Annotated in this window: 22 protein-coding genes; 12 read left to right on the top strand and 10 right to left on the bottom strand. The window is 42.8% G+C overall.

Features of this window, described 5'->3' with window-relative positions; genetic code table 11:
- Nucleotides 1-275: 275 nt before the first annotated feature.
- Together CGRAC_RS11200 and CGRAC_RS11190 are read right to left on the bottom strand one after the other, a co-directional pair.
- Nucleotides 276-1,121, bottom strand: a complete 846-nt coding sequence (locus tag CGRAC_RS11200; protein WP_040304318.1) for a universal stress protein — start codon at nt 1,119-1,121, stop codon at nt 276-278.
- A gap of 290 nt (nt 1,122-1,411) precedes the next feature.
- The gene (locus tag CGRAC_RS11190) at nt 1,412-1,669 is read right to left on the bottom strand and encodes a SemiSWEET family transporter (protein WP_005872903.1); all 258 of its coding nucleotides are present in this window, start codon (nt 1,667-1,669) and stop codon (nt 1,412-1,414) included.
- Between the two features lie 495 nt (nt 1,670-2,164).
- Between CGRAC_RS11190 and CGRAC_RS11185 the strand changes: the two genes are divergently transcribed.
- From CGRAC_RS11185 to CGRAC_RS11155, 7 genes are all read left to right on the top strand, one after another.
- Nucleotides 2,165-2,572, top strand: coding sequence for a hypothetical protein (locus tag CGRAC_RS11185; RefSeq protein ID WP_005872901.1), 408 nt, complete (start codon nt 2,165-2,167; stop codon nt 2,570-2,572).
- A gap of 13 nt (nt 2,573-2,585) precedes the next feature.
- Nucleotides 2,586-3,113 (top strand): hypothetical protein, encoded by a 528-nt coding sequence (locus tag CGRAC_RS11180; RefSeq protein WP_143297828.1) that lies wholly within the window; start codon nt 2,586-2,588, stop codon nt 3,111-3,113.
- 46 nt (nt 3,114-3,159) lie between these two features.
- Nucleotides 3,160-3,513, top strand: coding sequence for a hypothetical protein (locus tag CGRAC_RS11175; RefSeq protein WP_005872897.1), 354 nt, complete (start codon nt 3,160-3,162; stop codon nt 3,511-3,513).
- 40 nt (nt 3,514-3,553) lie between these two features.
- Nucleotides 3,554-3,958 (top strand): hypothetical protein, encoded by a 405-nt coding sequence (locus tag CGRAC_RS11170; protein WP_005872895.1) that lies wholly within the window; start codon nt 3,554-3,556, stop codon nt 3,956-3,958.
- A gap of 30 nt (nt 3,959-3,988) precedes the next feature.
- Nucleotides 3,989-4,471, top strand: coding sequence for a hypothetical protein (locus tag CGRAC_RS11165; protein ID WP_005872893.1), 483 nt, complete (start codon nt 3,989-3,991; stop codon nt 4,469-4,471).
- A gap of 35 nt (nt 4,472-4,506) precedes the next feature.
- Nucleotides 4,507-4,872 carry a hypothetical protein gene (locus CGRAC_RS11160; protein WP_005872892.1) on the top strand — a complete coding sequence of 122 codons (366 nt, stop codon included), beginning with the start codon at nt 4,507-4,509 and terminating at the stop codon, nt 4,870-4,872.
- Nucleotides 4,873-4,979: 107 nt separating this feature from the next.
- Nucleotides 4,980-5,537 (top strand): hypothetical protein, encoded by a 558-nt coding sequence (locus CGRAC_RS11155; protein ID WP_005872890.1) that lies wholly within the window; start codon nt 4,980-4,982, stop codon nt 5,535-5,537.
- Between the two features lie 178 nt (nt 5,538-5,715).
- Here CGRAC_RS11155 and CGRAC_RS11150 read toward each other — a convergent pair whose 3' ends face one another.
- Nucleotides 5,716-7,056, bottom strand: coding sequence for an FAD-dependent oxidoreductase (locus CGRAC_RS11150; RefSeq protein ID WP_005872886.1), 1,341 nt, complete (start codon nt 7,054-7,056; stop codon nt 5,716-5,718).
- A gap of 326 nt (nt 7,057-7,382) precedes the next feature.
- Nucleotides 7,383-8,006 carry a TetR/AcrR family transcriptional regulator gene (locus CGRAC_RS12800; RefSeq protein WP_050346358.1) on the bottom strand — a complete coding sequence of 208 codons (624 nt, stop codon included), beginning with the start codon at nt 8,004-8,006 and terminating at the stop codon, nt 7,383-7,385.
- A gap of 278 nt (nt 8,007-8,284) precedes the next feature.
- On the opposite strand from CGRAC_RS12800, the gene CGRAC_RS11140 reads away from it, so the two are divergent.
- The 4 genes from CGRAC_RS11140 (at nt 8,285) to CGRAC_RS11125 (ending at nt 12,540) form a co-directional block, all read left to right on the top strand.
- Nucleotides 8,285-8,923, top strand: coding sequence for a helix-turn-helix domain-containing protein (locus CGRAC_RS11140; protein ID WP_005872880.1), 639 nt, complete (start codon nt 8,285-8,287; stop codon nt 8,921-8,923).
- Nucleotides 8,920-9,507, top strand: coding sequence for a UPF0323 family lipoprotein (locus CGRAC_RS11135; RefSeq protein ID WP_050346357.1), 588 nt, complete (start codon nt 8,920-8,922; stop codon nt 9,505-9,507). Before CGRAC_RS11140 ends, CGRAC_RS11135 begins: the two co-directional genes overlap by 4 nt.
- A 358-nt stretch (nt 9,508-9,865) precedes the next feature.
- Nucleotides 9,866-11,050, top strand: a complete 1,185-nt coding sequence (locus CGRAC_RS11130) for a glutathionylspermidine synthase family protein (protein WP_005872873.1) — start codon at nt 9,866-9,868, stop codon at nt 11,048-11,050.
- A 557-nt stretch (nt 11,051-11,607) separates the two neighbouring features.
- Entirely contained in the window at nt 11,608-12,540 is a 933-nt protein-coding gene (locus CGRAC_RS11125) for a D-2-hydroxyacid dehydrogenase (RefSeq protein ID WP_040304316.1), read from the top strand.
- 189 nt (nt 12,541-12,729) lie between these two features.
- Here the strand turns inward: CGRAC_RS11125 and CGRAC_RS11120 are convergent, their stop codons facing one another.
- A complete protein-coding gene (locus tag CGRAC_RS11120) occupies nt 12,730-13,875 on the bottom strand; it encodes a PepSY-associated TM helix domain-containing protein (RefSeq protein WP_005872868.1) in 1,146 nt (381 codons plus the stop codon).
- A 50-nt stretch (nt 13,876-13,925) separates the two neighbouring features.
- On the bottom strand, nt 13,926-15,872 hold the full coding sequence (locus CGRAC_RS11115) for a TonB-dependent receptor domain-containing protein (RefSeq protein WP_407637302.1): 1,947 nt from the start codon (nt 15,870-15,872) through the stop codon (nt 13,926-13,928).
- A 133-nt stretch (nt 15,873-16,005) separates the two neighbouring features.
- Between CGRAC_RS11115 and CGRAC_RS11110 the strand changes: the two genes are divergently transcribed.
- Nucleotides 16,006-16,962, top strand: coding sequence for a helix-turn-helix domain-containing protein (locus tag CGRAC_RS11110; RefSeq protein WP_005872864.1), 957 nt, complete (start codon nt 16,006-16,008; stop codon nt 16,960-16,962).
- A gap of 221 nt (nt 16,963-17,183) precedes the next feature.
- Here CGRAC_RS11110 and CGRAC_RS11105 read toward each other — a convergent pair whose 3' ends face one another.
- The 4 genes from CGRAC_RS11105 to CGRAC_RS11090 all read right to left on the bottom strand — a co-directional run bounded on the left by CGRAC_RS11105 (nt 17,184) and on the right by CGRAC_RS11090 (nt 20,508).
- Nucleotides 17,184-17,987, bottom strand: a complete 804-nt coding sequence (locus tag CGRAC_RS11105) for a transporter substrate-binding domain-containing protein (RefSeq protein ID WP_005872862.1) — start codon at nt 17,985-17,987, stop codon at nt 17,184-17,186.
- A gap of 16 nt (nt 17,988-18,003) precedes the next feature.
- Nucleotides 18,004-18,807 carry a transporter substrate-binding domain-containing protein gene (locus CGRAC_RS11100; RefSeq protein ID WP_005872860.1) on the bottom strand — a complete coding sequence of 268 codons (804 nt, stop codon included), beginning with the start codon at nt 18,805-18,807 and terminating at the stop codon, nt 18,004-18,006.
- A gap of 65 nt (nt 18,808-18,872) precedes the next feature.
- Complete coding sequence (locus CGRAC_RS11095) at nt 18,873-19,676, bottom strand: transporter substrate-binding domain-containing protein (protein WP_005872858.1); 804 nt, start codon at nt 19,674-19,676, stop codon at nt 18,873-18,875.
- Nucleotides 19,677-19,698: 22 nt separating this feature from the next.
- Entirely contained in the window at nt 19,699-20,508 is an 810-nt protein-coding gene (locus CGRAC_RS11090; protein ID WP_005872856.1) for a transporter substrate-binding domain-containing protein, read from the bottom strand.
- Between the last annotated feature and the right edge of the window lie 344 nt (nt 20,509-20,852).

Genomic DNA, 20,852 nt, shown 5'->3' with positions numbered 1-20,852 from the left:
ATCTATATCAATTTACTGGCGAGATTATCTTACAATTCTTCTTAAATAATAATAAAATTTTTAATAAACTAAATCATAAAATTTTATATGCAATTACTAATTTAATGGAATTTAATAAGATCTATTGACGAATTTTTAAGCAAAATTTATATAAATTTTAAAAAGTATATGAATTTAAAAAGCAAAGGATTTAAAAATTTAAAATTCTAAAATCCCGCCGCTTTAAAATAACGTAAGCGACGGGATTTGGCGTTTATCGGCGTTTGGTCTTGCGATTACGATAGCACTAGCACCGGTACAAGCGCATTGTGCAAGATATCCTCGGAGACGCTGCCTAAAAAGAGCTTTTTGAAAAACCCTTTCGTAAAGGCACCGGTAGCGATCAGATCGAGGTTATTGGCGCGGCGATATTTGATGATCTCATCGGCGGGCACTTCCGCTTGGATGCATTTGAAAGTGGCATTTTGAGTGCCTAAAATTTCGCGCGCCAGATTAAGCATCCGCTCGCCCTCTGCGGCACCCGCATTGATGTGCAAGACATGCTTATGTGCGCTCGCAAGAAGCTTTGAGCTCTTTATAAACTCAAGCGTGCGTTTCGCCGCGTCAGTGCCGTCAAACGCAATGAGCACGGAGTTAATCGGCGAAAATTCCTTATTTACTAGCAGCGACGGCACGTGAAGCTCCTTTATCAGCACGCTTGCATTAAAGCCTACGTCCTCGTTATTTGAGCCTTTGATACCGAGCACAAAAATTTCGGCTTCGTCTTTATACTCGGCGATAACGTCGATAAAATCGCCATCTTTAATGATCTTACTCGCCTTTACGCCCGCAGCAGTCGCAGCGCAGATATATTCATCCAGCATCGCTTCGGCTTCTTCGTGGTCTTTCTCCGCATCCACGCCGCCTAGTGTGGGACTTCCGTAGCTATTTGCAAGGATATCATTCTCTCCTAGGACGATCCCGCCTGCGGCTAGCCCATAAAAATTCTCGCCAAGCTCCGGGATTTCAACCACGTGAATAAACACAAGCTCGGCACCCAAGGTTTTAGCGACGTAAATTCCGTAATCTCTAACCGCTGGGGCAAGCGCATTTTGATCGACGCAAGTGATGACCTTTTTCATTTTTCGTCCTTTTAAAGATAAAATTTTAATCAAAATAAGCTTATCAAATTTTGTATAAAAGTTATTTAAATTCGGCAGATTTGAATGCAGCGTAGGCGATTTTGTGAAATTCTAAAGCCGCGTCGTAATGGATTTGTGAGGTGCGGGCGCGCTTGCGATAAGCTACTCGGGTGCGGTGCGGCAGCGAGCTAGCAGTTGCAGCGTAGTAGGCAGCTAAAAAGCGTTGCGGACGTGGCAGGCAAAGTGCGGTGCGGGCGATTTTGAAATTTATCAAGCCGCTAAAAGCGCGGTTAAAGCGCCGTTATTGCGGTTAGTAGCCCAAAGATGATCCCCGGGAAATTCGCCGCGGCGAGCGGATAGTCCTTTTTAGGCTTTAAAAGACCGTAGCTGACCCATATCGTGCAGTTTATCGCAGCTGCAAGCGGCTGGAGAAACGGGACTTTGTTGCCGTCTAAATTCGCCATTATGTTTGGTACGTAGGACACATACATGATGACCGACAGGCATGTGCCCGCCCAACCTAAAATTTGTAAATTTCTTTCGCTCATTGATTTACCTTTTTAGAAATACGTTTCAAATTTGCAAATGAAACGGAGCGGGATTTTAATATATTAAAAATAAGAAACGAATTAAAAAATGGCTAGAAATAAAATTTGACTTTAAATTTATCGCGGCGACTCCTCGCCCGCTCGTGTCTGTGTAAATTTTAAAGCGGCGTTTGAGGCGCGCATTTTAAAAAACGGCGAAATTTACGCCAGATAACGGTTGAAATTTAAATTTCAAAGGGATAAAATTTAAGCGACGGCTACAGCCAAATTTAAGTAAAATTTTACAGGAAAATTACGATAAAATTTCAAAAATATGAGTAAATTTCTTAGGCATTAAAGATAAGAGCGTTTGCCCTAAATGCGGAGGCAAACTGCAAGATTATGCTGAGATAGAAAAGTGGAATCAAATAGAAAAGAATAAAAAGTTTGAGAAATATTATAAATTTGAAGAGGAGTGGCTAAAGAAGGTGCAAAATCAGCGCGACGAGGAATAAAATGCTAAATTACAAAAATATCGGTTCTATTTGCGAGCTTGACTCTTTGTCTAAAAGCGGCTCGGACATATATTTGCTTATCGGATCGCACTTTATGGACAAGATAGATATCTTTAGTAATATCACAACGGATTTTCTTATAGGCGTCAAGTGGATATTTTTCTACGCAGAGAAAGCGTCGCAATTAGAAGATATCTTTGATAGTTTTATAGAGCGGCACGATTTATTGGATATCGTTACATTGTCATACGGAATCGATGAAAAAACGGAGCTTGTAAATCTGTTTTTATCTAAGATTACTCCAACAACTATGGGCGTATCAATACTAGATGAGAAAAATGCCGCCGAAAACGAGCTATTGCATGAAATTCTAAAAGGCGTAAATAATAAAAATGGCGATAAAATTTAAAATGAGGCGAAATATGCAGCAAAATGAAGAATTGTATTATTTAGTAGCTGGATTCATATACGATTGGTGCGATATAGAGCTGTTTTGCGATGAATTTTATAAGATGTATGATTTGGAATCGCAATATTGCGCAACCAATAAAGCGGAAGAGCAGGCATTAAAAGAATTGGATATGATGGTGGGTAGATTTTCTGAGTTTGATGAAGATTTTAAAAAGGCTCCTAACGTATTTTTTAAAGAAGGCGAGATAAGGCAAAAGGCAGAAGAAATTTTTCGATTATTTTCTAATATCAAAATTTCGAAAGAGGAATTTTTTAGATTTTTGAAAGAGCAGAGAGGGTTAAATTTTCCGATTGGCGTTGATTTGGGCGAAGGCTATGTAATGTGCCCGAATTGCTCCAACGCAATGAAAGTAGATGAGCGCCAAAGCGTGATTACATGCGATAATAAATATTGTATCGCTAAGCTTATCAATCCTTTGGCAAAATTAACGCTTGCGGAGATCGAGAGTGCGAAATACAATAGCCAAGAAGTCGATTAACAGGCACAAGCGGACAAATCTTTGCTAAACTGCAAAAAGGAGCACAATGCTAAGCGGAAGAGAAATTTACGAGAATTTTTTGTTAAGATTTTCGGACAACGAACGCGATATTATGAAAAATTTGGCGAAAAATATATATGAACTAAACAAAAGAGAGTTTATCATTGAGTTTGATGAAAATAATATATACAAAGTCAGATTTTATGATGATTTTGAAGGATGCTGCGATCCAGGTCTCGAAGAAGGAGAAGAGGGATGGGATGAGCTATTTTTTGGATTTGAATTTGTAGTTTTAGAGGTTTTATCGACGCGAGCTACAAAATTTAAAAAAGGCGATTATATCGAAATAAACTATAAAAACTATCCCAAAATATTTGATATGGATAGAAATTTGATTTAGATATGATAAGCTTAATAGAAAGATTTATGGAGAAAAATAGATGCTTAATTTAGAAGGACAGGAATTCCGCGTAAAGGGCATTTATAATAATATAGAAGAGGCTTCCAACATAAAGCAGCAAAAAATGTATTGGTTGAATGAGAACAACGTAGAGGGCTATATTTCATCGTATATAGAGCTAATGTGCACGCTTTTTGATGATTTTGATTTCGACGATTTTGTAAAAAATACGGCTTGTCGTTTAGGATTCCCGCCAAAACTTATAGAATTATTGCAAGAATTTAGAGATGCTATAAAACATTATCAAGCCAAAGACGAAACCGATGATCGCGCCATTATAGAGGATCCAAATTGGCATATCGTAGTAAAAAAGGCGCGAGACGTCATAAAAGAATGGAATAAATACGATTTAGGCTCGAACGATAGAGCATTCAAATTAAATTAGGTAGTAAAAAACAAAAAATAGGATTTTAATATGATAAAAAATGAATTTGAATTTTTAATTGCCTCCGTGCCGGATAGAGAAAAAGTAGTAGCCGAGATTTGGCATATGGACAGAGAGGCTTTAATACAGATCAACCATGAAACGAATAAGCTTTTGGTCGCTGCTACCGAGACTCGGCATAATATCAATTTTTACGAGCTTATATGGGCGCTATATGCTGGGGGATTATGGCTAAAAGATGGAAATCAAACACCGAATTTTACGGAGCAGTTTGAGAAATTTTCAAAAAGAAACGGAAGATGCTCGAAAAATATCTTTAAATTTACAAGATATGAAAATAAAGTGAGTATAGAACATAAAGGCAATCTAATAGCGCATGTCATAAAAGATGGCGACGCCCTATCGGTTGGTTTGTTAAATTTTGGATTTGAATTAAAAGACTGCGTAGAGCTCGAAAATTTCGTATGGGCTTTGCAAAATTCTAGGAAACTGCTAGATGGCGCAGTCGTCTAAATATCGCGGCAAAAACATATATAAAGGATAATAAAATGACCGATTATTTCGTAAGAAAAGAAAGCGCAATAAAATTAAATAAGCTTTTGGGGTTAGATTCGACGGGAGATGAGCAGGATTGGGAGCTAGAATTAGCAGACATCGGCAAAATTACGTCTATGCTAAATCTACTAGAAAACAAGACATTGAATTTCCACGATAAGATTGCTCTGTCGCATTTAATTGTCGCTTCGTTTGAGAAAGAGGATGAAGAGCTAGGCTCGGTAGACGGGGATAGGATTAAAATATTTGCCGACTTTCTGGGCGATAACTTACAAATCAAAAATATCGTACGAGAATACTGGGTAGTTGCGTATGGGAATTTGAGCAAAAATTTAGCCTATTTGATATTTGGGGATTAATAAAGGTATTAAATTTGTGAAATTCTAAATATAAAATTAAGTATAAAGAAAAAATGGCTAAAATTTTGTTGAGATCGTCGATATAGGTAGAAATAAAGGATGAAATAATGCAGCCCAAAATTAGAAATTTGTGTTTATCGTTAGAAAATAGAATTTTAAATCTACATCCTTTTAATCCCGAGCAAGTATGCTGCTGCATAGCGACATGGTTTATTGAAAATAAAATTTTATTTCGTATGAAAGAATACGACGGTTGCGGCTTAGACGAACTTTTAAAGTTAAATTTTAAAGATTATCCTACCGAGCTATCGATTTACGGCGACGGAAAAGCGAAGGATCTCTTGGGTGCAAAGATCATCAAATCGGACGAATACCGCTTGATAAATAAAATTAGAGCGCTGAAAGATCAAAAGAGCTTAAGACTAGTCTACGAGGAATTAAACTCGATTGTATTCGATAGTTTGGTAGTTAGCGTGGATTTGGACTTAGCGTACGAATGCCCGCAATGGTCGGCTAGCGATTATAGAGTTATGTTAAACGAAGCGACGGACAAAATCGTTTTTGCCTATATAAACTGCGAGAAGAAATTTTATCCGCATACTCTTACCGAGTGCCAAATAGATTGTAATCTTGCTATTCCTAAACGCGGATATTTTATAAATTAACTATTTCAATCATTTCTTTTATAGCTAACTTTTGGTATCCAAGAAAGAAGCTGACGGCAAAGACTCAAACTATTTAACCCAGTCTAAATTTAACCCGCTCCGGCGTATTAAATTTCGCGGTCGATTTGCGCTAGGGCGCCCGGGCATCGCCAAGCTCGAGCGCCGTTAAATTTCAAATTTAAAACTGTCCGAAAAGATCGTTCAGCGCCTCGCTAATGCTAGGATGCGTAAAAATTTGATTTTTGAAAAAGTCCGCCTTTGCGCCCAGTGCCATGGCGATTGCCAGCTCATTAACGATCTCGTGCGCGTTTACGCAGTGAAGCGCCGCGCCTAAAATTTCGCCGCTAGCCGCGTCCACGACCGCTTTCATCATTCCCTCATCGTGCGCTACGACCTTGGCGCCCGGCACCGCTGCCATCGAAAGCTTCAGCACCTTGATCTCGCGCCCACTCTCTCTTGCCTGCCTCTCGCTAAGGCCGATGCGAGCTAGCGGCGTGTGGGTAAACAGCACGCTTGCATGCGGTGCGCGGTTTTTCGTAGTGCGCGCGCCGTCTCCGAAAAGCGCGCTAAAAATGATCCTGAAATCGTCTAAGCTCGTGTAGGTAAACATCTCTCCGCCGCGCACGTCGCCTGCTGCGTAGATGCCAGCAGCCGAGCTTTGCAGATGCTCATTCGTGATGATATTGCCGTGCGCGTCCGTCTGCACCCCCGCAGCGGCTAAATTTAGCTCGCCAGTATTCGCGCGACGACCGAGGGCGTATAAAAACGCATCCGCCGTGACCGCCTTGCTCTCGCCCGCGAGGTTAAATTTTAGCTCGTCGCCCTTTAAGCTCAAAAACTCGCAGCCTTCGATAATCTCCACGCCTTGGGCCTGCAGAGCGGATTTGACGCTGGCAGCCACGTCCTCATCCTCGTTTTTCATAAATTTCGATCGCATCAACACGCTGACTTTAGAGCCGAACCCCGCAAACATCGAAGCAAACTCAAGCCCGATAAATCCGCCGCCGATGATTACTAGATGCTTCGGCAGGATCTTTAAATTTAAAATTTCTTCGCTACTATAAGCGATCTGCGAGTTTACCTCAAAGCTAGGCTCGACCTCCCTCGAGCCCGTATTTACGACGATCGTTTCTGCTGAAATTTCACGCGTCTGCCCGTCAGGGCTTAGCACGCGCACGGAATTCGCGCTCGTAAATGAGCCCTCGCCGTCAATTACGTCTATATTCGGGTTACCCTTTAGCATAGCTAAATTTTTCGCCCTCAGCGCCTCTACGAGCTCGTCCTTTTTCTGCATGCTCAGCACGAAATACTCTCCGAGCACGCCAAAATTTACGAAACCTGCTTCCTTGCTCGCCGTAACTAGCCGCTTGGTCGGGATGCAGCCTACGTTGATGCAGGTACCGCCGTACATCTGCGGCGAGCGCTCGATGAGAGCGACCTTTTTGCCCAGTGCGGCGGATTTTGCGGCAAGGGTTTTGCCCGCCTTGCCAAAGCCTATTACGATGATATCATAATCCATTTTTTATCCTTTTGATCTGAAATTTCGCGGGATTATAAGAGGTTTTATTAAATTTAAAATCTGCGTGGCACAAATTTAAAGGCACAGGCAAGCGGCGCGAAATTTCGCGACGAAATTCTAACTTCGGCACAGAATTTAATGCGGAAAATAAAAATTTCAGCCCCAATCGTTTTAAAAATTGTGCGCCGATAGAATTAAAATTTTAAGCGCGGGATATGCGACATTTTATAGCGCTTAGTAACGGATAGAATCAAATTCTAAGTCCCAAACCGCTCATAAAATTTAAAGGCGCGAAAGCGCGAAATTTGCGCTGTAAAATTCTGCCACTAGCGTTTTTTTACGCCTAGCAAAAACATATCGATGCGGTCCTTGATTAGCTCGCTCGCTTTGAAATTTAGCTTTTCATCGAAAAATAGCAGCCTGCTAAAATGCGGCTCTCTAAGCAAAAAGCAAAAATATAGCGCTAGGCTTTTTGCCGTGCGTCCGGGCGCAAACTCGTCCGCATGCGCCGCCAAATACTCATCCAGCGCATTCGGCGAACCTAGCACGCCGCTTTTTAAAAAGATTTTTGGGCTCTGGCTAAGCGCTCCGTTAAAGCCGCTGAAAAGTATCAGTCGGTAGAATTTTATCGCCTCCGGAGCGAAAAGAAACTCCAGATAAATCCCTGCAAACTCCTGCAGATACTCACGCAATTTTAGGTCTTTGTTGATTCGCATGCGCTCGTTCATTCGCTCGTCGAGCTTTTTGCTTTGCAGTTCGATTATGCGCAAAAATAGGCTTTCTTTGTTATCAAAATACTTATAAACCGACGATAGCGAGCCACCGCTAAGCTCGATAATATCGCTTAAGCTCGTAGCTTCGTAGCCTTTGGCTAAAAACAGCTCCAGCGCCGCGTCTAAAATGAGCTTACAGCGAATTTCGGATTTTTTATATTTAGGCGATTCGGGCATTTCGCCTCCTTTGAAATACTAAAAATTTTTGTAAGTGTATAAAAAATATACTTAATTAAGCAACATTATTGAGCTAAAATTTTAAAACCTCAGCAAAAAATAATTTTACGCGGCTTTGCAAGCGAAGCGAAATTTTATATCGCGCAGGCGCAAGCGAGCGAAATTTTATCGCGCACCAGCTGCGGTAAAGCGGAGTCTATCTTTGTAAACGAAGCGTTTAATGCCTATTTTAGGCAAATTTAGCAATAATTACCTAAAACGCTAAAAGGCATCTTTGTATGAAAAAAGTCTCGATCGGCGAAGCAGCCGAAATTTTAGGAATTTCAAAAGAAGCCGTCTATAACCGCATCCGCAGAAATTCCTTGCGCGCCGAGGAAAACGGCGGCGTGCGCTACGTGCTTTTAGATGATGAAATGCAACAAAGCGAGCCCGCTTCGCAAAGCTCTGCGAAAAGCTCGCGTACTGGCGGCGGGGCGGGCACTCAAAGCTTCATCGACTATCTCATCAAAGAAATCTCCGAGCTAAAGGGCAAAATCGAAGCACTGCAAAGTGATAAGGACAGACTTCACAAAGAAAAAGAGGAAATTTTAATCGCCTCAAAAGATGAAATCAAGCTGATGTATAAAGAGCGCGACGAGAAGCTCAGGTATTTTTTGTCGTTTTTCGATAAACCGCTGCTTTCGAGCAAAAGCCGCGAGGCCAAACCCTACGATGTCGAAATCAAAGAAAAAACCTTCGATCGTAGCGAATGGACGAGCCTTGCAAAATTCGTAAAATCGCTCAAACGCAAAAAGCGTCCAAAAGCGCAAAGTCTAATCATCGAAAATATCGGCAAGAGCGAGTTTATCCGCGTCGAGGGAAATGAACTTTTGATAAATCAAAGCCTAGATATAAAATCACTGAAAGGATCTAAATGAAACTACGCAAAATCGCTAGCTATGCGCTGGTAAGCGGCTTCGGGCTCGTTATGGCGGGCTCGTTAGCAGGCTGCGACGATAGGGGGCAGGAGCAAAATGTCCGTCTGCAAGAAGGCGCGCTCGTCAGGCTCGAAGAGGTCGCGCCGGGAAAATATAAAATTTTAGAGGAATTCCCGAGCGAAAAGACCCAGATCATCTTAAAATCGCTCGACGGCACGGAGAGAATTTTAAGCGACGAAGAAACCAAAGCCCTTTTGGCTGAGGAAAACGCCAAAATCGACGCCGGCACTTCAAATTTAACCAATCAAAACGCGCAGCTTAGCAGCGGCGGCATGAGCCTGGGCGAAGCGATCTTGGCAAGCGCCGCAGGCGCCATCATCGGCTCGTGGATCGGCGGCAAGCTGTTTAACAACCCCGCCTACCAAAGCCAGCGCCAAACCGCCTATAAAAGCCCGAGCGCATATTCTAGAAGCGTCGATAGCTTCAATCAAGCAAAGCAGCAAAACGATAAGGCGCGAAGCGGCAGAAGCGGTTTTTTCGGCGGAAGCAAGGGCGGCAAGAGCGGTGGATTTTTCGGCGGCTAAGCACGTTTTGAAACATACGGCGGCTTTGCGCAGCGAGTTTAAATTTAGAGCGTAGAGTTTTAAAATTTGCGCGAATTTAGCATTGATTTGACGCAGATTTTTCAAAAACGCACGATTGAAGTTTGACTAAATTTCATCGCTTCTGCCGCGCCCGGTGCGTACCGTCTGTGTGCCATTTAAAATTTAGCCGCAGATCTCATGCAGCTTAAATTTGCGCACGATTGCCGCGCATGATCTACGCTAATTAAATTTTGCCGTGCGCGCTTTAAATTTACGCGAAGACGTATGCGTATCAAAACTAGCAAAAGCCGCAAAGATCGCGGCACAAATGAGTTAAAATTTTAAAAAAAGGATAAAAATGCAACTAAAAAAGATAACGCCGTTAAGCAACGAATATCTCGAAAAGCTCGGCTTTTACTGGCATACGGACGCCGACGAGACCCCTTACGTCAGCGACGAGATCGTACGCGTGAGCGCTGCGGAGGCGGATGCGTACTACGAAGCGGCGAACGAGCTATACGAGATGTTTGTCGCGGCCGCGCAGCACGTCATCGATAACAACCTCTTCCACGAGCTCGGCGTCCCCTTCAGCCTCGTCGATCTCATCAAACAAAGCTGGGAAAATGAGGTGCACTGGCACCTATACGGGCGCTTCGATTTTGCAGGCGGGCTAGACGGCAAGCCGATCAAGCTGATAGAATTTAACGCCGACACGCCCACGGCGGTGTTTGAGACGGCGATCATCCAGTGGGCGATGCTCAAAGAAAACGGCATGGACGAGGCGAGCCAGTTCAACGACCTCTACGACGCGCTGCGCGATAATTTCAAGCGGCTCGTGGTGCTTGACGGCGAGCTCGAGGACTTTTCCAAATTTTACGAGGGGTGGAAAATTCTATTTAGCAGCGTCGCGGGCAACGTCGAGGACGAAAAGACGACGAAGCTTTTGCAGCAGACCGCGGAGGATGCGGGCTTTAAGACGCGCTTTGCCTACGTGGACGAGGTGGAATTTAACGACGAAGAGGGCGTGTTTTTTGACGGCGAAAACTACGAGTATTGGTTCAAGCTCATCCCTTGGGAGGCGATCGCGATCGAGGAGGGTGAGCTCGCGCTCATCTTAAAAAACATCGTGCAAAATCAAAAGGCGATCATCCTAAACCCCGCATACACGCTGCTTTTCCAAAGCAAAGGGATTATGAAAATCCTGTGGGATCTGTATCCGAACCACCCGCTGCTGCTGCAAAGCTCCTTTTCGCCGATCATCGGCAAAAAGATGATCAAAAAGCCGTTTTTGGCGCGCGAGGGGGCGAATGTGGCGATTTTCGACGCCGACGGCAAAAAGATAGAGGAAAACGGCGGCGAATACGGAAATCAGAAATTTTTATATCAGGAATTTTACGAGTTAAATAAAGACGAGCGCGCCCAGAGCTACCAAGCGGGAGTATTTTTCGCCTATGAAGGCTGCGCACTGGGCTTCCGCAAAGGCGGCGAGATACTCAATAATCTCTCAAAATTTGTAGGGCACTACATCGAGGACGCAAAGTAGCGGCGCGGAAATTTGATAAAATTTGAGAAATTTTAGGGCGGAGCATTTTGGCGATAGCTTTGGCAGCAAGGCTATCGCGGCGGTAAATTTTTATCGCTGGGCGGCGGCGAAATTTAACGCTAAGAGACTACGGTAAAATTTAATGTAGCGGCGCGACTAGAATTCTGCACGGATAAAATTTTGAGCAGATCAAATTCACGTGAACTAAAATTCCGCGTAGAGCAAGTTTTGCGCGAGTTAAATTTTAAAATTTAAATGCGAGCGGCGGCGATTAAATTTATCTCTCACTTCGGCACAAATTGAAATTTTAAATTTAGACGCAGATTTCAGCGGAAGTAAAATTTGCCGCTTGCTTCGGCGCGAAATTAGAATTTTAAAATTTAACGCCCCGCGCGCTGCGAGCATTAAATTTCGCGAGGACAGAATTCGCAATAGCTAAATTTCGTGAGGTTAAAATTTGCCGTTTAAGCGCCGCGCTCCGATCGCGCGAGGAAATTTAACGGCTAAATTTGACTGCGCGGCTACGGCTGAAAATTTTAAAACGCAAAGGGGAAAATATGAAGATCGTATGTTTGGATGCCGCGACGCTGGGAAGCGATGCCGATCTTAGCGAGATCGCAAGCTTGGGCGAGTTTGAAAGCTACGAGATGACCGAGTCCGCGCAAACTGCGCAGCGACTAGCCGGCGCGGGCGTCGTCATAACCAACAAAGTCCTAATCACGGACGAGATCATGGCGCAAACCGCGCTTAAGCTGATCTGCGTCAGCGCCACGGGCACGAATAACATCGACATGCAGGCCGCGCAGGCTCGCGGCATCGCGGTGAAAAACGTGGCGGGCTATTCGACGAACAGCGTCGTGCAGCAGACCTTCGCGTCGCTGTTCGCGCTAACCAACGCGCTCGGATACTACGCGGATTACGGCAGCAGCGGCAAATGGTACGAGAGCGAAATTTTTACTCACATTAACGCGCCGATCAGCGAAATTTACGGCAAGGAATTCGGCGTCATCGGGCTTGGACAGATCGGCGAAAAGGTCGCCCGCATCGCCGCCGCGTTCGGCGCGAACGTGAGATACTACTCCACCAGCGGCGCAAACGATAACGGCGAGTTTGCCAGAGTGAGCCTGGACGCGCTTTTGAGAGCTTGCGACATTATTTCGATCCACGCCCCGCTAAATGAAAAAACGGCGGGATTGATCGGCGAGGCGGAGCTTGCAAAGATGAAAGAGGGGGCGATCTTGATGAATTTCGGCCGCGGCGGCATCGTGGACGAGGAGGCGCTGGCTCGCGCCGTGGACGAGCGAGGCCTGCGCGTAGCGCTTGACGTGCTTCAAACAGAGCCGATGAGGGCGGATCATCCGCTGCTGCGCGTGAAAAATCGCCGCAACGTCGTCATCACGCCTCACATCGCATGGGCAAGCATCGAGGCTCGCAAACGGCTGATAAAGATGATCGCGCAAAATATTAGGGATTTTATGAGCGGCAAATAAGCGCGGTTGAAACGCCGGAGCAAATTTAACAAAATCAAGATGCGGCACAAGGCCCACAAAGACTCTGCACGCAGTATTTCAAAGCGCTGTATATAAAATTTTATTAACTGAAAAGAAGCGATACCGCTTCGGATAAAATTTTAAATTTACGCTGCAGATAAGCTATCTCTCCGCTTTGAATTCATGGATTTATCTTTTCTTGCCAATTCTTTTTATGCTCATCCAAAACCCCGTAACTATAAAAAATAACACAGAAATAGCCGCCACGCAGAACAAGAACTTGCCCGCCTCGCCAAAGATATAGCCCGAATGCACGCTCAAAACGGCTTTATGTATAGCAAAAGGGCGCGGCATGGTGCTTTTCGTATCATCATAGCGAGCATGCCGCAAGATGCCCTTTTTAACGTTTACACTCATCGTATTCATATGCTCTTCGCTCTTTTCGCCTTTATCGAAATAAAAGATCATAAAATTTTCTCCATCTTTTTGGGCGATGATGTTAAAGAATTCGTAGTTTTCACCGCATTCACGCTTAAAAATATCAAATGCCGTCTGCAAATTTAAAATTTTATCTTCATCCTCAAGCGAAAATCCTCGCACTTCGGTAAAACTCGTTTTTCTAAAAATTTCCTTTTCCCCTAGCGCTCTGTTGGTGATTTTGGCTATCCAATCATACGACCAATAAAGCCCGCTAGCGCTTATCGTAAGTAAAACGGGCAGCAGCAAAACTCCGACCGCGCCGTGCAAGCTATATAAAAACGTGTAACCTCTAGCTTTAAAATTTATCCTAAATGCGCGTAAAATCTTTCCTCTAAAGCTAGGATAATAGATCACCACGCCTGAAATTAAGACTAAAATAAACATAACCGTGCTAAGCGCCACAATATTTTTGCCTATTAGCCGCAGAGTTTCGTTTTTACTTAGCCCAAATCCCAGATTGGTATGTAGGTTTAGTATTACGCCGATAAACGTATCGCCTATGTTTTCCGAAGTAATTTCGCCGCTATAAGGATCTATAAAATATGATTTAAACTCGCCGCTAGAATCTGTACCGGAAAGCCTAATCGCTTCGTTTTTGTTTTGAGGAATCCTATAATAACTGAGCGTAAAACCGGGCTTGACTTTTCTGAAAATATTTAAAATTTCGGCGGGTTCGAGGGCATCTTTTCCGCTCGGACTCACGAAAGATTTGCTTTGATTTAACGCATCTATAATCTCGTCGTGATACGAGATAATAGCGCCGCTAAGGGCTATGATTAAGATCGGTACGCAGCATATAAGCGTCAAAACAAGATGGACATTGAACCAAAATTTTTTCCTTTTTAGAATCGCCATTAATTTCCTTAAATTTTAAATCCGCAGACGAAATTTTATGCGCCGCGAATTTAAAAATTCACGTTAAATCCAACCTGCGCCTTCATCCCGTCTACGACCATCATTTGATAATTTCCCGAGCGCGTTAGTACGAATTCGTTGAATATGTTATAAAGCGTAAAATTTAAACTTGCGTCTTTTGTAACTTTATAGTTCGCGCCCAGATCAAAAAGCGTGTATGAGCGGATATCCTCATCGTAGCTTAGGCTATCGCGCGTCCTACTATAATAATTTATTTGCGACCATAAGTTTAGCTTGGAGCTTACGTCGTAATCAAATCCTAGCTTTACCGAATGGATTGGAAAATTATTTAAGGTTTTGCCCTTCTCGCTACCCGTTTTTTGCTCGGATTTCGTATAGGCGTAGTTTGCATGCAGCTTCAAATTATCTAAAATTTGATAATCGCTACTTAGCTCTAGACCCCTAACCTCAGCTTCTCCAATATTTATAGTATCCCAAATACCGCGCCTGTAAGTTTTGCCGTTATGCACGCAAGGATTTCCCGGTCTTGGACGGCAAATCAATTTGGTAGAAATTCCATCTTTGATTTCGGTATAAAACGCAGTAGCGCTAAAGTTAAATTTATTATTATCGTCGTAAGAAAACCCGCCTTCGTAGCTTATGCTGCTTTCGGGCTTTAAAGAGCTTCTACCTATCTGCGCTCCCTGGCCTCCTGCAAACGGCAAGGCAAGGCCCTCACTACGCTGCTTAATATCCGGAGTTGAATATCCCGTCGAAACGCCGCCTTTAATAGAAAAACTTTCGTTTAAACGATAAACGGCATAAGCGCGCGGAGATATATGGCCGCCGTAGTCTTTATCTCGGTTATATCTGATTCCGCCGGTTAGCGTTAAATCGTCAGTTAGATAAAAATCATCCTCGCCGTAGATCGAATAATCCCATCTTTTGACATTTGCCTCATCTGCGGTAGTAGCGGCTTCGTTTAATCTCTCGCTTCGGTATTGTACGCCCAAACTCAAAGCATTTGAATCGAAAAAATATGAGCCTTTAGAATTTAGCGTAGTCGTTCTAAGATGCAGATCCTGGGCGCCGCTTTCTTTCATGCTATCGTAGTTTGCATAGCTATCTATCATAAACTTATCGTATTTTCCCTGGTGAGACAGGCTTGCAGTGTAGCCTTTCATATCCTCTTTCGCAATATCGTTATTGCCTCCCGAGGTTGTTCGCGTACGCCCGTATGTACGCCTAAATTTATTATTTACTTTACGATAATCAAGCGCTACCTCATCGTTTTGCGTTATGTTATACATCAGTTTTGCGCCCATATTCGTCTCTTCATTATTTCTATTCGCATAAGGCTCTTTGTCCTCTATCTTTTCAAAAAATCTGCCGTAAAGTGCGATACCTAGTACGTCCGGGACGATAGCTCCGTTTAGATAAAAACCCGTTTGATAATCACCTTTTATTTGCGATTTTTTAGCGAAAGTATAGTATCCGTTTACGTTGCCGCTAAGCTCATTTGAAAAGCCCTTGGTTATGATATTTATTACTCCGCCCATAGCGTCGCTGCCGTAAAGCGAGCTCATAGGACCGCGGATGACTTCTATGCGCTCTATCGCATTTGCGGGAGGCAAGAAATTCTGGCTGCTGCCAATACTTCTTAATCCTTTATAAGCGCTATCGCTGGTCGCAGGCTTGCCGTCGATTAAAATTTTCGTATATTTTTGAGATAGGCCTCTTAGGCTTATGCCTTTTCTCGATGCAGCGCCTAGCGTTGCGGTAAAGGCACTTGGCAAATCCTCTACCATCGCGGAGATATCTTGGTAGTTGCGCTTTCGTATCTCTTTTCGCGTGAGAACGGAGATGGAAGCGGGTGCGTCTTGGATATTTTGCCGATAGCCCGTAGCACTGACTACGGTAATTTCACCCAAATTTACGCTTTTGTCCTGTTTTTCTAACTCACTCGATATCCCGGCTGTCGCTATAGCAACGATCAGCGATAATTTATATATTGCGCGCACAAACGATCCTTTTCTTATTAAAATTTAAACTCATTTTACTATAATAAGATATGCATTATCAAGAAATACTAAACGGCAGAGGGAGTATTTTAAACGCTAAAGGGATAAGATGAGTAAAGAGATAAGTTTAGACGATTTTTTGCAAAAAATATCTAACGACATTGAGCCGTCCAAGCAATGTGGGTATAACAAAACTGAGCTTGAAAGCGAAAGTATAAAATTCGACTTTAGCTCCTTTTATACGGGCGGAGAGATAGGATATTATAGCAGCGATATAATTTGCAGAGATTCCCTTTTGCATCGCCACGAACGGGGCAGCCGCTATTCATTTTTATTTTTCAATACTGGCGAAAATCCTATCTGCTTCAGATCGGATAAAGATCAATTCGTTTTAAATAAAGGTGAGTTTTGGCTCGGAACTATGCAAAGCAAATTGCGTGGCGTTCACGAGCTTGAAAATAAACACTATAAAAGCTCCTGCATAGCGCTTAGCACCGCTTTTGCAAATGAGCTGGGAATTTTAAAAAATTTGAATTTAGATCAAGCCGTTTGCATGAAGAAATTTAAAACAAGCGCCGTGCAAAATATCATCCTCAAAGAGCTCGAAAATGCCGCGATATACGATGGTAAAATACGCGAAATTTTTATGGAAAGTAAAATTTTAGAGATGCTTTATAGAAGTTTTCATAAATTTAATGAGCCCGAAAATGCGCTTAGCCTTGATGAAAATCGCATAAAAACAGTTCAAAAAGCAAAGAAAATATTACTCGAAAATATGCAAAATCCACCTGGCATTAAAGAACTCGCTCATCTTTGCGCTACGAACGAATTTGCACTAAAAAGGGATTTTAAAGCATATTTCGGCACGAGCGTTTATGCGATGCTGACAAATGAGCGACTTGAGATTGCAAAAGAGCTATTGAGTCTAGATCAAATCAGCGTAAACGAAGCCGCCAAAATGGTCGGATACAATAATTTATCGCATTTTTCTAAAATTTTTAGGGCTAAATTTAATATATTGCCGACGCAACTGAAAAAGGATATAAAATTTTACTACTCGGATTAGAATTTCGCACGACCGGCTATCTTTTATAAGCCGCGCCCTTTCACAACCGCATATCAAAATATCATAAAATTTTATATTGCAACCGGATCCGTAAAAATACGGAATTTAAATTATAAATTGCCGCCGAAGCCTTGACGGCAAAAACGAGCTGCGATCAAATATCGCAGCTGCGTGTATGTTTGGATGTCAAAGGGCGCCTAAAATTTTAAATACGTCTAAATTTAAAACAGGCTATAAACCTCATCGAGTGTGAAGTGCTTTTTATCGATCTTGCCGCCGTAGTATGGCTTGATATCCTCGTCAAAAGCCTTGTGAAAAAATTTTGCTTTATACATTTTTACCAGGCTGCTATTAACCGCATCAAGTAGCTCGGTATTGCCCTTAGATAGGGCAACGGCGATATAATCTACCTTGCCAAGGTTAATGATTTTTGCATCAAGCGCGGCATCGTTTCTAGCGTATCCGAGCACGACCGTGTTATCGTCGGCAAAGCCTATGCCTTCGCCAGCCTTTAGTCTGGCGACGCACTCATTGGCATCGGCACATGTCGCAATCTCATAACCCGCGTTTTTAAAGTGCTCCTCGGCAGTTGTGCCTTTAACACTTAGAATTTTTTTATGCGCGATCTGATCGATTCTTGAAATATTATCATCCTTGCGGCTTAGCACGCCGATCTGCACTGAATAATACGGGTAAGAAAAATCGACTTTCTGAACGCGGTCTTTTGTGACGGTGAGCTTGGATATGATGAGATCTACTTTGTTTTGCTCCAGTGAGGGAACGCGATCTTTAGATGCTACGGAGATAAAGTCGATTTTGATCTTTTTATTGCCAAATAGATTTTTGACTAGCTCATTTGCCAAATCAACTTCAAAGCCCTTCAGCGTGCCGTTATCATCGAAGCTAAACGGAGGCTGGGAATCTTGCAAGCCTATGCGAATTTCGCCTGCTTGCTTGATATCTGCTAATGAGTTAGCGCAAAGCGCGCCAGCACCCAGCAAAATACTTAGTAGAATTTTTTTCATATTTCGTCCTTTTGAATTAAAACATTTTATAAAGATCATCTAACAAGAAATATTTTTTCTCAGCCTTTCCCTTGTAAAAGGGATCGATGCTATCGTTAAAAATTTTCTTGAAAAAGCCGTTTTTGCTGAGCTTGACAAGCCCGTCGTTTAGGGCGTTTAGCAAGTCATCGTTGCCTTTTTGCACCGCGATAGCTAAAAAGTCCGTCGTGCCTAAATTCTTGATATTTACCTCTACCTTGCGATCTACAACCGAATAGCCCAAAACTACCATATTATCGTCCGCATAGCCGCTGCCGCGACCGGATTTTAGCGCTCGGAAACATTCACTAGAACTAGCGCATGAGATAACTTTAAAGCCTTCCTTATTAAAATAATCAAACGCCGTAGTGCCGGGCTCTGCTAAAATTTCTTTATCTTGTAAATCGTCTACGGTTTTTATATTATCATCGGTGCGGGTTAGCACGCCGATATTTACGCTAAAGTAGGGATTTGAAAAATCCACTAGCTTCTCGCGCTCTTTCGTAACCGTGATGGCTGCGATATCCAAATCAACCTTGTTATCTTGCACGGCTGTGATACGGTCGTTGCCTAGAGTTACAACATATTCGATTTTGCCGCCCTTATCGCCGAAAATTTCCTTTGAAAGCTCTTCAATAAGCGAAATTTCAAAACCGCTGTATTTGCCGTCCTCGGAGACGCTAAGTGGCGGCAGTGAGCCGTCTATCCCAATGCGAATAAGCCCTTTTTCTTTGATCTGCGCTAAAGAGTTAGCAAATAACGAACACGAAGCGATTAACAACGCAAATATAATCTTTTTCATAAAATTCCTTTAAATTTTACTAAAATTTCGTAATCGAATAGAATTCCATCCATCGCCACTTTAAATTAAAACAAGCTGTAAAGATCGTCCAGCAAGAAATACTTTTTATCAATGGTGCCTTTATAAAAAGGCTCAATACTCTCATCAAAAATTTTTGTAAAAAAGCCCTTTTTACTTAGCTCAATTAATCCCGCATTTACCGCGTTAAGCAGCTCAGTATTGCCCTTTTGCACCGCGATGGCCAGGAAGTCCGTCGAGCCTAAATTCTTGATATTTACTTCGACTTTGCGGTCGACTACGGCATAAGCAAATACAAGTAGATTATCATCGCCGTATCCGTCGCCCTTACCCGATTTTAGGTCATTAAAGCATTCATTCGCGCTCGCACACGGTACTACGTTATAGCCCTGTTTCGTAAAGTAATCAAACACAGTAGTGCCGGGCTGCGCTAGTATAGTCTTTCCGTTTAGATCGGAGACTTTTCTGATATTATCGTCGCTACGAGTTAGCACGCCGATATTTACGCTAAAGTATGGATCGGAGAAATCTACTAGCTTCTCACGCTCTTTCGTAACCGAGATTAGCGCGATATCTAAATCGACTCTGTTATCCTGTACCGCTTTTATGCGGTCATCACCTACCGTTACGACATATTGTATCTTGCTGCCTTTATCACCGAAAATTTCTTTAACAAGTCCTTCGATTAAGAGTATCTCAAAGCCGCTATATCCGCCATCTTTAGCGACACTAAACGGCGGAGACGAGCCATCTATACCGATTCGAATAACCCCTTTTTCTTTGATTTGAGTCAAAGTGTTGCTAAGAAGCGAGCACACAGCCAGCATTAACGCCAAGATTATCTTTTTCATAGCGTCCCCCTCTTTTTAAAAATTATAGCAAGCTATAAAGATCGTCCAGCAAGAAATACTTTTTCTCTGCAGTTCCTTTGTAGTAAGGCTCGATGAAATTATCGAACGAATTTTTGAAAAAGCCCTCTTTGCTTAGCTTGATTAGCTCGCCGTTTAGAAAATCCAAAAGCTCCGAATTACCCTTTTTCACACCGATGGCTAAGAAATCCGAAGTACCTAAATTTTTGATATTTACTTCAACCTTTTTATCTAATACCGGATAAGCCAGCACGACCAGGTTATCATCGGCATACCCGTCGCCCTGTCCAGCTTTTAGCGCCTTGTAGCAAGCGTTTGCGTTATCGCATCTGGCGATATTATAGCCTTGCTTTTCAAAGTATGTTTCTGCGGTACCGCCGCTAAGAACTAAAATAGTTTTATCTTGCAATTCATTTAAGGATTTAATCTTATCTTCGACGCGGGTCAAAATGCCTATATTGACGCTAAAATACGGGGTCGTAAAATCGATCTGCTTCTCGCGCTCCGGAGTTACGGTAAGAGTTGCGATAACCGCGTCCACCTTATCTTCTTGTAGGAATTTTATACGCTGATTTGCAAGCACGGAGGTAAACTCCACCTTCCCGCCTGATGGAAGCATATCTTTGGCGATGGTGTTTGCCATATCGACCTCAAAGCCCTGATGCACGCCGTCTTCTATCTTGCTAAACGGCGGCTGCGCGTCATAAACGCCTATTCTAAGCACTCCGCTACTTTTGATCTCGGAGAGCGATCTTGCGCAAAGCGCGCTACTGGCCAAAGCTGCGACAAGCAGACTTAAGATAAATTTCTTCATCCTTTTTCCTTTCTCATAAATAATTTCAAAACCATTGCCACGGCTACGGAAAACCTCAAAATTCCGCCCGAATGGCAAGCAGACATTAAATTCGCCTGCAGGCGAAAAGCAATTTTAGCTTTTTATATCTTTAATGATTATTAAATAGTAAGTAAAGTCGCCAAATAAATTCGCTTTTTCATTGTTTGCTTCGATTCCACGCGAGCTTTTTTAGAATTTTCATCCGCGTCCTAGCGGTAAAATTTAAAATTTTTAAAATTTTGCAAAATTTTAAAGTCACAGAATTTTACAAAATTTTCAGCGTAGGATTGGGTTAAAAATTTTATGGGCGTTTTAAAGCTTGC

This window comes from Campylobacter gracilis (genome assembly GCF_001190745.1).
In the GTDB taxonomy this organism is placed as follows: Bacteria; Campylobacterota; Campylobacteria; order Campylobacterales; family Campylobacteraceae; genus Campylobacter_B; species Campylobacter_B gracilis.
This window is presented reverse-complemented; position numbering and strand designations above follow the sequence as displayed.